Origin of the sequence: Listeria tempestatis (assembly GCF_963575625.1) — a bacterium.
GTDB classification, from domain to species: Bacteria; Bacillota; Bacilli; order Lactobacillales; family Listeriaceae; genus Listeria; species Listeria tempestatis.
In genome coordinates, this window is record NZ_CAUYTK010000005.1 from 1 (window position 1) to 13,430 (window position 13,430).

The 13,430-nt window shown below is 39.5% G+C and carries 14 protein-coding genes and 1 pseudogene; 7 read left to right on the forward strand and 8 right to left on the reverse strand.

The features are described from left to right. The 7 genes and pseudogenes from R8923_RS08225 to R8923_RS08255 form a co-directional block, all read left to right on the forward strand. Positions 1–449 (forward strand): annotated as a pseudogene (locus tag R8923_RS08225) (hypothetical protein); the annotation flags it as partial. A 10-nt stretch (positions 450–459) separates the two neighbouring features. Then, positions 460–951 carry a hypothetical protein gene (locus R8923_RS08230; protein ID WP_485872301.1) on the forward strand — a complete coding sequence of 164 codons (492 nt, stop codon included), beginning with the start codon at positions 460–462 and terminating at the stop codon, positions 949–951. A 146-nt stretch (positions 952–1,097) separates the two neighbouring features. Beyond that, positions 1,098–1,499: a hypothetical protein gene (locus R8923_RS08235; RefSeq protein ID WP_485872302.1), complete on the forward strand. Its 402-nt coding sequence runs from the start codon at positions 1,098–1,100 to the stop codon at positions 1,497–1,499. Then, a complete protein-coding gene (locus R8923_RS08240; protein WP_485872303.1) occupies positions 1,499–2,002 on the forward strand; it encodes a hypothetical protein in 504 nt (167 codons plus the stop codon). Before R8923_RS08235 ends, R8923_RS08240 begins: the two co-directional genes overlap by 1 nt. A 424-nt stretch (positions 2,003–2,426) precedes the next feature. Next, on the forward strand, positions 2,427–2,804 hold the full coding sequence (locus R8923_RS08245; protein WP_485872426.1) for a polymorphic toxin type 28 domain-containing protein: 378 nt from the start codon (positions 2,427–2,429) through the stop codon (positions 2,802–2,804). Beyond that, the gene (locus R8923_RS08250) at positions 2,789–3,196 is read left to right on the forward strand and encodes a contact-dependent growth inhibition system immunity protein (protein WP_485872304.1); all 408 of its coding nucleotides are present in this window, start codon (positions 2,789–2,791) and stop codon (positions 3,194–3,196) included. The genes R8923_RS08245 and R8923_RS08250 overlap by 16 nt, the downstream gene beginning before the upstream one ends. Positions 3,197–3,490: 294 nt before the next feature. Continuing rightward, positions 3,491–3,823, forward strand: coding sequence for a putative heavy metal-binding protein (locus R8923_RS08255; RefSeq protein ID WP_485872305.1), 333 nt, complete (start codon positions 3,491–3,493; stop codon positions 3,821–3,823). 87 nt (positions 3,824–3,910) lie between these two features. Here R8923_RS08255 and R8923_RS08260 read toward each other — a convergent pair whose 3' ends face one another. From R8923_RS08260 to glmU, 8 genes are all read right to left on the reverse strand, one after another. Beyond that, complete coding sequence (locus R8923_RS08260) at positions 3,911–4,147, reverse strand: CPBP family glutamic-type intramembrane protease (RefSeq protein ID WP_485872427.1); 237 nt, start codon at positions 4,145–4,147, stop codon at positions 3,911–3,913. A gap of 47 nt (positions 4,148–4,194) precedes the next feature. After that, positions 4,195–4,524, reverse strand: a complete 330-nt coding sequence (locus tag R8923_RS08265; RefSeq protein WP_485872306.1) for a PTS sugar transporter subunit IIA — start codon at positions 4,522–4,524, stop codon at positions 4,195–4,197. Positions 4,525–4,527: 3 nt separating this feature from the next. Continuing rightward, positions 4,528–6,726, reverse strand: coding sequence for a glycoside hydrolase family 3 N-terminal domain-containing protein (locus tag R8923_RS08270; RefSeq protein WP_485872428.1), 2,199 nt, complete (start codon positions 6,724–6,726; stop codon positions 4,528–4,530). Positions 6,727–6,792: 66 nt separating this feature from the next. Next, on the reverse strand, positions 6,793–7,095 hold the full coding sequence (locus tag R8923_RS08275; RefSeq protein WP_485872307.1) for a PTS sugar transporter subunit IIB: 303 nt from the start codon (positions 7,093–7,095) through the stop codon (positions 6,793–6,795). Positions 7,096–7,107: 12 nt separating this feature from the next. Continuing rightward, positions 7,108–8,403, reverse strand: a complete 1,296-nt coding sequence (locus tag R8923_RS08280; RefSeq protein ID WP_485872308.1) for a PTS sugar transporter subunit IIC — start codon at positions 8,401–8,403, stop codon at positions 7,108–7,110. A gap of 118 nt (positions 8,404–8,521) precedes the next feature. Continuing rightward, a complete protein-coding gene (locus tag R8923_RS08285) occupies positions 8,522–10,441 on the reverse strand; it encodes a BglG family transcription antiterminator (RefSeq protein WP_485872309.1) in 1,920 nt (639 codons plus the stop codon). 66 nt (positions 10,442–10,507) lie between these two features. After that, on the reverse strand, positions 10,508–11,467 hold the full coding sequence (locus R8923_RS08290; protein ID WP_485872310.1) for a ribose-phosphate diphosphokinase: 960 nt from the start codon (positions 11,465–11,467) through the stop codon (positions 10,508–10,510). A gap of 58 nt (positions 11,468–11,525) precedes the next feature. After that, a complete protein-coding gene (gene glmU / locus R8923_RS08295; RefSeq protein WP_485872311.1) occupies positions 11,526–12,905 on the reverse strand; it encodes a bifunctional UDP-N-acetylglucosamine diphosphorylase/glucosamine-1-phosphate N-acetyltransferase GlmU in 1,380 nt (459 codons plus the stop codon). Positions 12,906–13,430 lie beyond the last annotated feature (525 nt).

Sequence of the window (13,430 nt, forward strand, 5' to 3'; positions counted from 1 at the left end):
AAGGAAAACTGTCTGACGCAGGCGTGATGGATGCGATCGCGGGCGTGGGTTTGAGTTTGGCGGCAATTAGCGGGAGTGTGATGTATAGGGAAGCCAGTGGAGTTGGGATAGTACAATCTAGAATTAATTTAGCTGAAGGTCCAACTCGATTCAGTCCTTCAAAGAATGCTGGAATGAAACATATTAAAGACAGACATTTTAATCCATCTAAAAATGCAGGACAGTTTACTATTAGTGGAATAGAACTAAAAAATATCTTACAATCTAAGTTGGTTATAAAAACACCTGTTAAAGAATTAGAATCAGGCGGGTTTGAAAGAGTTGTTGATACTGGTAAGGTTGTTGGGACTGTGAAACCAAGTTTAGGTGGACAACCGACAACATGGATAAAAGTCATAACAGATAAAGCTGGGAATATCATAACAACATTTCCTATTCCAAAACCATAGGGGGAAAAAAATGAATGAAGAAATTTTAAATATTTATAAAGATTTTCAAAATGAAAGCTTGAATATTTTTTTTGATGACCTTATATCTTTTATAAATAAATATCACCATGAATTTTCGAAGTATATATCTGAAGAATATTTAGAGCCAATGGAAAAATTTGAAGCTAACAATTTTATTCTAGGACATTCCGATGATAACTTTGAAGTTGGCATACAATATTATAAAGATTTAATAAAACAAGGCTTGGATAAAGAAAATATCTGTAGGCAAGTTTCGTCGTTAGTATGGGATTTGAGTGGTTATATGTTAGATGAGATATGTCCGAATTGCCATGATAGTAATTTAAGATTAACATCATCAATTGATAAAGAGCAGATTATAAAGTTTTGTGATGAGTGTTTGTACACTGGAATAGACGGAAAATTTGTTGAAATTGATGACGAAATATTTCCAGCTAATAAAAATCAAGTTAATTCATATTTGAAGGAACAAAATATATAAGGGGAGCCACGAAACTCGGCGTTTCGTGTTTATTTCGAGCGCAAAAAGTATGCAAGAAAGACATGATAACTCCTATCCGTCATAGTGCACTAAGGCCTCGGCATATGTAGAAGACTGGGAAGGAAAAACTGTCTGAAGCGGGTGTAATGGATGCGCTTGCGAGTGTGGGTTTGAGTTTGGCGGCAATTAGTGGGAGTATGATGTATAGGGGAGGTAGTAGTACTGCTAAAACAATTAAACCTGATTATGGAAAAAAATTCGACTATTTATTTGGCAAGGCAACAGGTAGTAAGCATAATATTGACAGGTCTGTATCCATGGAAAAACAATTGAATAGTGTTGGTATTTTCGATAATAAAACAGGTAGAGGCATTTTAGAAACACACCTAACTAAGACATTCAATGATAAGAAGAGCGTATTACAAGTTCAAGATAATGGTAGAACAGTGCGAGAGTCGCTTTTAGTTGGTCCGAATGGCTCAGTTAAAATTGAGTCTATCTGGGATAATGAGAAGTTAATAACGGCTAAAATATATGGAGGTAAATAATGGAGGAGTTATTAAAGGGGAAAAATTATCAATTATTTAAAATAGGGACTAAATCTGAACTAATGGAATATCCAGTTCTAGAAATATTAGGGGGAGAAGCACAAGCGAGTAGAGCTTTTTATATTCTACAATTTGTTAATGATTTGAAAATAGGTTTGATAAGTGACGACCAAGGGAATTTTCCAGTTATTCAAATGGTTTCTGATCATATCTGTATGTTTTCTTTAGACACAAATATTTATACAGTAGATACTGAAACTCAAGATATAACAAGTGCCTGTCTAGATTCTTTAGTTTTTGAAATTTACGTAATAAGGGATACAAGTTTTATCATTTGTGAAATAGATGTTTATGCTTTCAATAGCTATTCTTTAGAGGAGAAATGGCATGTTCCATTAAAAGATATAATCATAGATTCTCAAGTAGATGGGGAAATTTTAGTGATTGATACGGATGAGAAGGCATATAAGATTGATTTAATTAAAGGGACATATAATTTTTAAACTTAAAAGACTCGCAGTCGTATTCCTCACTGCGAGTCTTTTTCATGGTTATTATCAGGAGAACGAATGCTTATGCTCCCCATGTTCTCCCCTTCAAGCTCCAAGTTATGTAATTTGTTTTCGCCAACCTCATGAATAGCCCTGTTCATTTCGAAAGAAACGCATTCTTTGTATAGAAACTCCGCAAAAGCACAGTAATAATCATTGTTGCTTCTTACATACATTTGAAAAATCCTATCCAAATAGAACAATTCCCCTTTTTCATCGTGATTCTTTTTACAGAAATCCGCTCCCTCTTTATCACCTGTAGAGCAGAGCGTTAAAAACAAAACGCGAGAAGGCATGAAGCCTCGTATTGTGTTACACTAAACAGATATAAACCCTTTTTCTCCCCATTCCCAACCCCAAGGGAGGTAGTGGGGCTATTGATAGGAGCCCAAAAAATGTTGAGGATAAACTAACTCCAGCTCAGAAAAAAAGTGTAAAGAAGATAAATAATAATGTTAATGATCATTTAACTGATGGTGATTTTAGTGGAACAAGGAGGGATTTGGAAGGAAATCCAGTTCCTAAAAAGGGAGAGTGCGGAAAATATTGGAATCATTTGGATGAGATGCTCAATACCCATAAATCTCTTAAGGGTTCAAAAAGAAGTATTGAAAACTCATTACAAAATCCTAATCTACCTAAAGATGTTAGAAGCTTTCTTCAGAATGAATTACAAAAAGCAAACGATAGTCTTAAAAAGATAGATGACTTATTTAATGAATTTGGAGGTATAGATAAATGGCTGAAAAAATAAAGGAGATTTATCATGTGAGTGATGATTTCCCTATTACGACTGAAAAATATGATGTTTGGTTAAAAGAATTGTTAAATAAAACTGAAGATGAAATAGACGAAAATGATGTTTATACAATGTTTTCTCAGCATGAATTAGAAGATCTGGCAATCAAAAAAGCTATAGAGTTTATTTCGGATAATCCATTGGCTGGCGAGATGTGGGATGGGCAATTTTTAGAGCAGTTAGCAAAAGAGCCTATTGAGAAATTGGAAAGATATAGAAATGAATTAAAAGAGTTACCTTCTCAAATAGATAAAAATATAGATGATTCCTTCTGGGATTTTGATTTTGAAAGAGATGAATTTATGGAAAAATATGAAGGATTTAAGAAAGTAATTTCTAAATTGTGAACTGTAAAAAAGTACTTTATCACAAGGCTAGTAAGCGTGATGCCAATAGCTAACAAAATCTAGCTATGTATTGTACAGTTATCCAGCTAGAAAACGTAAGGTTATTGAATAGGTCTGGGACATAAATAAAAAATAAGCATAAATCTTGTAAAATCCATTTTTAGAGGTGACTTAATTACTAGATCTATGCTTGTTTATTTTTCCTCTTATAGAACAAAGTCTAATTATGCCCCAAGCCCTTTGATTTTCTTCCTAAAACAAGTTACACTAGAGAAAAATAAAGGAGGCTGACATATGATTACAACAACATCTCCAAACATTGAAGGGCAACAAATCGTCGAGTATAAGAAAATTGTATTTGGCGAAGTCATTACTGGCGTAAATTTCGTCAAAGATATTGGCGCGGGTTTACGAAATTTCTTCGGAGGCCGCTCGCAAGGATACGAGGATGAGTTGATTGCGGCGCGCGAAGAGGCGATTCACGAGATGGAGCAACGTGCCGAACAGCTCGGGGCGAATGCCATTATCGGCGTAGATATTGATTACGAGGTTCTTGGTGCTGATAACGGTATGCTGATGGTCACAGCATCAGGTACTGCGGTTATTGTAGAAACACGGGATTATTAAAATCGAAAAAAAAGCCCCTTTCTCCACTTGAAAAGGGTTTTTTTGATTTGATATAGTTTAACGCCAAGCATCTCAATGGGTGCCGCACTAAAAAAAGGCGATTAAAATGCTGAAGCTAAAGTTATTTAGGATATGTATACTTGCTGTATACCAGATGTTGTCTGTTTTTAAATAGACAAGACCAAAAAATAGACCGACCGCCATGTAAGAGACTGTTGATGCTAGTGAAAATTCCACAAAATAATGTGCTAACCCAAATAAAATCGACGAAACAAATAAGCCTACTAGCTTTTGCTTCAGAATAAAATAAACCTTTTCTAATATACATTCTTCACATCATGATGAACCATCAAAAAAAGCATCCTAGTTAACTAGGATGCTGGATGCGGTTCTTTTTTTAATTCTTCCCAAATCGCAATCATTTCATAGGTGACATCGCGCAAGGAATAGGTGGTCATAAATTGATCTTCTGCATGCATAAATAAAATGGTTACCGTTACCTGGTCGCCGCTTGACTCTTTTTGAATTAATTCTACATGCTTTTTATGGCCATCACTTAAATAACCGTTTGCCTCATCGATTTTTTCATAGGCCTGTTTAAATTGTCCTTGTCTTGCGAGTTGCATCGCTTCCATAATACAACTTCTAGCTGCGCCGACTGAACTAATAATTTCAAACGACGCTAGTTCCATCCCTTCCATGAATTAAGCCTCCTCAATCTCTATCACTGTTTCTAAAAAGGTTTCCCGGCCATTTCCGATGAAAATATCGACCTTGCCCGGTTCAATCTGGTATTTTTTCTGACTAGACCAAACTTCAAGTTCTTTTTTTCCAATGTTAAAGCAAATCGTTTGATGTTCATTTGCTTTTAGTTCCATTTTGCAAAAGGCTTTCAATTCGCGTTTGCGCCGAGTGATACTGCCAGACCTGCCATGAACGTATAGTTGGATGACTTCTTTCCCAGTGCGCGCTGAAACGTTTGCTACGTCAACTTTCAAAGTGAAACGCTCACCTTGTTCAAGTTTTTCCGCAGAAAGAATGGCTTTTTCTGTGGTTAATGAACGATATTCAAACTCGCTGTAGCTTTTTCCGTAGCCGAACGGGTAAAGTGCGGCACCGCTTTCGTCAAAGTAGTCTTCTTGGTAAACGACGTCTTTTTGGTTGTAATATACAGGCAACTGTCCCGTTTGACGCGGCATGCTAACAGGCAGTTTCGCCGATGGATTATTATATCCAAATAGCGTCTCCGCGATTGCGACGCCACCTTGTGCACCCGGGTAAAACGAGACGAGTAGTGCGTCTGCGCTTTGCGCAATCTCCGTAACAGCATTCGGTCTACCAGCGATGATAACAACCGTAAGCGGAATGTTTAGTTTGCGCAGTGTTTGGTAGAGTTCCAACTGACATTCTGGAAGTTCTAAGTTTGCCACATCGACATTTTCACCTGCATCCATGTTCGGTCCCTTCGAACTCACTGCCCCGTTTTTTAGAAATTCCATATCAAAATTGCGCGCACTCGAGCCGCCAAGCACGAGGACAATCTGGTCAGACAAAGCCGCCAATTCTTTTGCGCGGTTTAAACTTTCTGGCATCCGCTCGCGAATTTCAGCGCCTTTTTCATACGTAATCACAACACCTTCTGGCGCGACTTGTCGCATCCCGCCGAGAACCGTCACACCTCTCCCAGCCTTTTGCGGCGCCGTATAATCACCAAGCTGATTGTAAAGCGCATCCGCGTTCGGACCGATGACCGCAATATTTTTTACTTCTTTTGAAAAAGGCAGCGTTTGATTTCGGTTTTCCAGCAGACAAACACTTTCTCTGGCTGCCTCTAAATTCAACTCCCGAAAATCAACATCCAAAACCGCCTCATCAACATAAGGATTATCAAATAGGCCAAGTTCAAATTTCAGGGTGAGAACCCGTCGCACCGCTCGGTCAATTATTTTCTCCTCTAGTAGCCCTTTATGAAAAGCCGATTCGATGTGCGGGTAAACTTCGTCCCAAAGACTTAAATCTACTCCGGCTGAAAGCGCCATTTTAGCGGCCACTTCTTCTGTTCCACCGAGCATCAAAAGTCGGTCAAGCGCGCAACCATCGGCCATAACTACACCCGAAAATCCAATTTCCGTACGCAAAATATCCGTCAAAAGCTCTTCGTTCGCATGACAAGGAATCCCGTCGATTTCATTATACGCAGCCATAACACCCTTCGCCGCTTTCCCAGCTACCATTGGCGGTAAAAAAATCTCTCTAAGTTCGCGCTCACCAATTGAAACTGGCCCCGAATTGTGTCCGCCAACCGGCTCACCTTGCGCCGCAAAATGCTTGAGTACAACGGCAATCCGCTCTTCCTTCTGCATACCAGAAACAAGCGCCTCCGTCATCTCAGCAGCTAAATACGGATCCTCACCAAAACATTCCTCCGAACGTCCCCATCTTGGGTCTCGCAAAACATCAAGCGCTGAGGCTAAAGCTAGATGGACTCCCTTCGACGCAATCTCTTTTGCCACGGCTTCCGCCGTTCGTTTTTGAAGCTCCTTATTAAATGAAGCCCCTTTCGCAAGATTCACCGGATAAGACTCGCTTTCAATCGCCTGGTGCCCATGTGGCACTTCTTCTGAAAGAAGCATAGGAATTCCAAGACGCGTGTTTTCAATCACATATTTTTGCAGCAAATTGGCTGCTTTCGCAGATTCTTTACTAGGGATGCCAGTTGACTCATCCATTTTTGACCACGGGTCTGCTCGAAATAGGCCGTATAGCGCGCCAATTCCACCAAATCTCTCCACTTCGTCTTTAAATGTATCCGTCAATGTTAATTGGTCATCTTCATTCCAAGCGAAAGTTTCCCAGCCGTATAAGCGCTGATTGAGTTGTCCACACTTTTCTTGTAGCGTCATTTTTTGCAAGAGTTCTTCCACTCGTTCAGAAATAGATTGTGTTGCCACATGAAACACTCCTTTCTACTATTTTTCTAAAAGTCCGAGTCCTTGTTCCAAAACTTTTTCGCCATTCATTCGTCCGTAGTCGACAATAGCGATAACATCTACTGGTTTGTCGCCCACTGTTTCAGCGACTTTATCTTTCATGTAACTTACTTGCGGGCCAAGTAAGATGGCATCTGCATTTCTCCAATTTTTTTCGAAATCTGTTTCCGAAATTGCCCAAATTTCAATTTCAACGCCTTGTTCGGCAGCACTTTTTTGCATCTTTTTCACTAAAACACTGGTTGACATTCCAGCGTTACACATTAACATTAGTTTTTTCATCAAAATCAGCTCCTACGCTTTTAAATTATCATTTGCTTTTAGGAACGGTAGGTATAACAAGATACAGACACCAATTAGAAAGACTTGGAAAACTGCCGCTCGCCAGTCGCCACCTGTTGCTAAAAACCCAGATATGACTGGCGGTGTCGTCCACGGAACGAGTACAACGACTTTGGAAATCATACCGATACTTGTCGCGATATAGGCAAGTAATAAGCAAAGTGGTGTAGATAGAATAAATGGAATCATTAGGCTAAGGTTATAAACAATTGGCAGACCGAAAACAACTGGTTCATTAATGTTGAATAGGCCTGGCGCCGCTGATAGTCCAGCAATTTCACGATAATCTTTTCGCTTACTCCAAATAAAGATGGCGATAAGTAATGCAATGGTGTTACCACCGCCGCCCATGACGCCAAAAATATCACGGAAAGTTGTGTTGATGATATGCGGAATTGTTGTACCATCTGCAAAGGCAGTCATATTTTCTTGCATGTTCGCAAGTAAAACAGGGTCCATGATTGGTCCAAGAATCCCACTTCCTGCAATCCCAATGGAATAGAGCATTTGCGAAATTAGCATTAACGTAAGGAAACCAGGTACGCTCGTTACTAAGAACGTGAGTGGTTGTTGAATAACTGCACTAATAATGGAATATAAATCTAGACTGAAGATTAGGTTAACTAAGAATGAAACAAACGCAAATAGTAGTACTGTAAGCATTGTTGGAATTAAAACGTTAAACGATTTAATAACTGCTGGTGGTACACTTTCGCCCGAAATACGAATTTTCATTTTTTCGCTCTTTGAAAGTCGAATAAATACTTCTGTTGAAAGTAGCGCAGTCACGATACCAACAAACATGCCTGCTGAACCTGTAAGCGCTGTCGGAATAACACCAGAAACCTCGACAGCTTTTTCCGCCCCAACTGGCACGACTGAGGTCATAAGTGGAATAAAAATAACGATAAGTGCAATGGTTTGTAGCGCTGGCGCAAAGGGATTTTCAAATTTCCGATTTTGTGCCAAAAAGTATGAAACGGAAGCACCGATAAGTAAGGTGATAATTCCTAACGTTCCATTTACAATACTCGTCCCTAGCTCCTGCCATTTTGTTAAAGTGGCTGAACTAATAACATTGGACATAAAACCGTCTGGCTTGATGATGACATTATTAATTAAAACCATAAAACCGGATAACATAATAAATGGAAGAATTGTGGCAAAAGCATCTCGCATTGACTTCAAGTGTATTTGGTTGCCTAATTTTTGTGATAGCCATGTTAATTTTTCAATGAATTTTTTCATGTGCATTCCCTCCTATACCTTAAATATAGCGCTTTCTTAATTGGAAATAAATGCAGTCTTTTTCCGCAACCATTAAAAAGTAGCGGAAATCAAAAAACATGAGAGTCATTTTACGCCCTCATGTTTCTAAACGTGCTAAAATCCGGATAAACTCATTGAAGTTGGTTACTTTTTTTATTTCTTTTGCAAGTTTTGGCGTTTCAACGACTTGGCTTATCATTTCATATACTTGCGAGAGATGCTCCTGCTCTTTATTTTTAATGGCAAGCATGAAAATAATTTGCGCGGCATCGCCGTCCTCATTCCAGATGACAGGTTCTTTTGCAATACAAACGGCAATTTTAGTTTCATTTACATCGGCAAATATTGGATGCGGTACGGCTAATCCATTTCCTAGGTACGTCGCCACAATATCTTCACGTTCTCGAACGGATTCTAGGAAGGCTTTTTGGACGCTCCTCGTCTCTTCGAATTTTTGCGCAAGCAATGTGAGAATCTGGTCTTTACTGTGCTTTTCTTCCAAAACTTCAAAGTAGTTTGCTGAAAAAAACTGCTCAAAGTTATTTTCACTGGTTACCTCTGGGAGGAGTTTCCGAATGTTACGAATGTCGATTTCAGATAGAAAGGGTGTTACTTGCACATACTCGCCGAGCGAATCGCCAAGTGGGACGGTTGAGATTACAAAATCTGCTTGCCAGTCACCTGTTTTATATTCATAAAGCGAATAGCTACCGATTATGTCGATTTCTTCAGTGAATATTTTTTTAATTTTTGATTCTAGCAACTTCGCAGTACCAATACCGGAAGCGCAAACGAGTAGCACGCGCTTTTTCCTTTCTTTTGAGGCATCACTTAACGCGTATAGAAAATGAATCGCTAAATACCCTACTTCTGATTCACTGATGGGCTGATTCAATTCGAGTGCTAGAACTTCTCGGGCAACAAGGCCTAACTCAAAGGCGAGCGGATAATTCGTTTTAATATTTTCAAGATACGGGTTGTGAATATTCATATTAAACTTAATTCGGTTCACCGCAGGCTTTAAGTGTAGTGCCAAATTGGCGATAAATTGCTGATGAGCTGAAAAATCGTAGCCATATTGGCGTTTGATTTCCTCAAGCATTTTATTTACAATAATGATTTCACGGTAGCCGTTATAGCTTTGCAAAACGTGTTTTGAACAGAGGTGTAACAAAATATAGGTTAGTTCGCTTTCCGGGAACTTGATGGATTCAAGCGTTTCAATTTCGCGGATGATTTTTTGCGAAGCGCGTAATTCTTGAATATTAAATTCCAAATCTTCTAGCTCTCCTTGGTTGATATATTGCGCGGCTTTAATGCGTCGCACAGCAATAGCAACATGGATGATTAAATTTTTAATCGCCATATCGGTCATTTGCACTTTATATTGTTCAAGGCTCGCTAAAATAATCGTCTGGATTTTCCGCAAATCAATTTCACCAAAAAAGGTTTGCTCTTCTTCGCTCACAAGTAGGCTTACTGAATCACTTAAAAGATATTTTGAGAAGCAAAAACGAATATTTACTTCGGATCCCTCAATTTTCACCCCGTAACTGGCTCTTTTCGAAAGGGTTAAATGATGTTCTGCTAGCTTCCGCTTCACATCTAAAATATCAGAATTAATGGTCGATTTACTGACGTACAACTCCTCAGCTAGTGTATCTAGCTTTGTAAAGCCGTTTTGAAGGAGCAAATAACGAATAATATACGCTACACGGTCTTCGGCTAGCGTCGGAATTACGTGTAGATTAAAACGTTCCTCTTTAAACGGCGCAAGCCATTCTAAGAAGGCGGTTTCATCGTTTAACTCAAGCCTATATCCCTTTCCACGCACCGCTTCAATTTTATTTCCATCAGCAGAAAAAAGAGCGTTTAACGCTTTCACGTCACTCCGAATTGTTCGCGAATTCACTTGCAAATTAGAAGCTAATTCTTCGCCGCTCATAAAATTCATTTTAGAGTACAGTTGTTGAAGCAATTTTTGCCACCGCGGAATTAACGTTTGCTTTTCTGCCATAAAAAACACTCCTGATAGCAGTAGAGCAGAATCTATAAATTAGACTCTGCTCATTTTCACTGCATTTTATTCAAATAGCGAGCTCACAGATTCATTTTCATGAACTCGGACAATCGCTTCGCCAAGAAGAGCTGCGACTGATAGCTGTTCCATTTTATCAATCCATTTATCCTTTGGAAGGTCAATGGAATTTGTCACAACTAGTTTCTCAATTGGAGAATCTTGGATACGTTCCATCGCTGGACCAGATAATACTGGGTGTGTACAACTTGCAAATACGCGTGTTGCCCCGTTTTCACGAAGCGCATTCGCTGCAAGGGTAATTGTACCTGCTGTATCAATAATATCATCAATCAAAATACAAACTTTACCATCTACTTTTCCGACGATATTCATAACTTCGGCAACATTTGGACGAGGACGGCGTTTATCGATAATTGCAATCGGCGCTTTCAAGCGGTCCGCCATTTTGCGTGCACGCGTCACCCCGCCGTGGTCAGGAGAAACGACCACAATATCATCACCTGTTAAGCCCTGTTCACTAAAATAGTTGCTAAGTAAGCGAACGGCATTCAAATGATCAATTGGAATATCAAAGAAGCCTTGAATTTGCGGGGCGTGCATATCTAGAGTGATCATTCGTGTCGCACCCGCTGTTTCAATTAAATTGGCAACTAATTTTGCTGTAATTGGTTCACGGCTTCTCGCTTTACGATCTTGGCGCGCGTAGCCATAATACGGCATTACAATATTAATTGTAGCTGCTGAAGCTCGTTTTAGTGCATCAATCATGATCAAAAGTTCCATTAAATTTTGGTTAACCGGGTTGCTCGTCGACTGAACGACATACACATGGCAACCACGAATACTTTCTTCAATGTTAATTTGAATCTCGCCATCACTAAAATGAGTTACACTCGATTTCCCTAGCTCAATTCCCACTTCCTTCGCAATTTCTTCCGCAAGCGCGCGGTTTGAATTCAACGAAAAAATTTTCAACTTTGGATCAAAATAATCGTTTGACATAATCAGCCTCCACAAATTTTTATATAAATGATATTTCTTCAAAATAAGGTTGAAAAAATTATTTATTAAACTTATCTACAATTTTTTTAGCGTAGCCTTCTTTGTTTACTTGACGCGCTCGTCCAACGGCAAGTGAACCATCTGGAACGTCATCGGTCAGTGTGGAGCCAGCAGCAATATAAGCATTATCTCCAACCGTAATTGGCGCAATCAAATTGGAATTGCACCCGACAAATACGTTGTCGCCAATTTTTGTTTTAAATTTATTGAAACCATCGTAGTTGACAGAAATCGAACCACAGCCTACATTTACGTTCTTGCCGATTTCGGCATCTCCCATATAAATGAAGTGCGGTAACTTCGTATTTTCCCCAACAGTAGCTTTTTTAGTTTCTACATAGTTGCCAATTTTGACGTTGTTCTCTACATCTGTTTCTGGGCGAAGATGCGCATACGGTCCGATTTGGACATCATCGCCAACTTTGCTGTCTTCAATAGCAGTGGAGCGAATGATGGTGCGATCACCTATTATCGCATTATCAAAGTCACAACCGCTCGTAATCAAGCAATCTTCTCCGATTTTTGTTTTCCCGCGCAACATGACATTCGCTTCTATGACAGTATCTTGACCGATTTCAACATCTACATCGATATACGTGCTTGAAGGATCCACGAGTGTTACACCTGCGCGCATGAGCCGTTCGTTAATGCGATTTCTCATCAATCGACTTGCTTCTGACAAAGCGACTCTGTCATTCACGCCGAGTGACTCTTCAAAGTTTTCCATACGATAAGCGGCAACCACTTCATCTGCATCTTTTAAGATTTTAATCACGTCTGGCAAGTAATATTCGCCTTGCGCATTGTGGTTTGAAACTTTAGAAAGCGCATCAAAAAGCGACTGATTATCAAAACAATACGTACCTGTGTTAATTTCTTGCACGCGTTGTTCTTTTTCAGTAGCATCTTTATGCTCTACAATGCGTTCAACGATTCCTAAATCATCACGCAAAATACGACCATAACCAGTTGGATCCTCTAATTGTGTTGTTAAAATTGTCGCTTTTGCGCGTTTTTCTGAGTGGTACTTGATAAGCGCCCCCATGGTGGAACTTTCGATAAGCGGCGTGTCTCCGCAGACAACGATTGTAACACCATCAAGGTCGGCAAGTAAGTCTTTCGCCTGTAAAACGGCATGCGCCGTCCCCAACTGCTCTTCTTGCTTAACAAATTCACTTTTATCTTTTAAATGTTCACGGACTTCTTCTGCTCCGTGTCCAACAATTGTAACTATTTTTTCCATATTTAGTTGCGCGATTTGATCCACGACATGTTCAACCATTGGTTTCCCACAAACTGGATGCAACACTTTATAAAGCTTTGATTTCATACGTGTGCCTTGTCCCGCTGCAAGCACGATTGCATATTGATTCGTCATATAAAAAGACCTCCAATTACCACTATTCTTCCACACCAAATGATACCGTAAAACCTACTTTTTTTCAAGGTTACAAGCAACGCAAAAAAACCTTACCATTCCTCTGGTAAAGCGATTGTTTTAAAAAAGGCGAAACTTGTCCCTTTAATGAGCTACTTTTAAGTAAATTTAGCATTCGTACTATGTTTGTAAAATTACTCACTTTATAAAGCCCCTTTTCAAAAAGTTGTCTAAAATTAGTATAACATAGTTTTGCTAATCAAAAAAGAGCTCAGACCGACGAAAAAACGGCCCCCTTCGTTCGCCCGCGTCTCCGTTTTGACGCGTTCCGCATAACTTCTCACATGGTCAGGCAAACTATGCCTTCCCTGTTTTCAGTCATCACGCACCTAAGTACGCTCCACTTCGGTACTCGGCTCTGCCTAGAATCTCATCATTTTTCATCAGTCTGATTTTGCTTAAACATTAAGTTTGTCTACAAACAAAGAGCTACTCTTAACGAGTAGCTCGGGTTATTAAATCCAT

Bases quoted from the DNA above. Each gene is read 5' to 3' on its own strand.
- R8923_RS08230 (WP_485872301.1), top strand. From the start codon at position 460: ATGAATGAAGAAATTTTAAATATTTATAAAGATTTTCAAAATGAAAGC.
- R8923_RS08235 (WP_485872302.1), top strand. From the start codon at position 1,098: ATGGATGCGCTTGCGAGTGTGGGTTTGAGTTTGGCGGCAATTAGTGGG.
- R8923_RS08240 (WP_485872303.1), top strand. From the start codon at position 1,499: ATGGAGGAGTTATTAAAGGGGAAAAATTATCAATTATTTAAAATAGGG.
- R8923_RS08250 (WP_485872304.1), top strand. From the start codon at position 2,789: ATGGCTGAAAAAATAAAGGAGATTTATCATGTGAGTGATGATTTCCCT.
- R8923_RS08255 (WP_485872305.1), top strand. From the start codon at position 3,491: ATGATTACAACAACATCTCCAAACATTGAAGGGCAACAAATCGTCGAG.
- R8923_RS08265 (WP_485872306.1), bottom strand. From the start codon at position 4,524: ATGGAAGGGATGGAACTAGCGTCGTTTGAAATTATTAGTTCAGTCGGC.
- R8923_RS08270 (WP_485872428.1), bottom strand. From the start codon at position 6,726: ATGACGCTACAAGAAAAGTGTGGACAACTCAATCAGCGCTTATACGGC.
- R8923_RS08275 (WP_485872307.1), bottom strand. From the start codon at position 7,095: ATGAAAAAACTAATGTTAATGTGTAACGCTGGAATGTCAACCAGTGTT.
- R8923_RS08280 (WP_485872308.1), bottom strand. From the start codon at position 8,403: ATGAAAAAATTCATTGAAAAATTAACATGGCTATCACAAAAATTAGGC.
- R8923_RS08285 (WP_485872309.1), bottom strand. From the start codon at position 10,441: ATGGCAGAAAAGCAAACGTTAATTCCGCGGTGGCAAAAATTGCTTCAA.
- R8923_RS08290 (WP_485872310.1), bottom strand. From the start codon at position 11,467: ATGTCAAACGATTATTTTGATCCAAAGTTGAAAATTTTTTCGTTGAAT.
- glmU (WP_485872311.1), bottom strand. From the start codon at position 12,905: ATGACGAATCAATATGCAATCGTGCTTGCAGCGGGACAAGGCACACGT.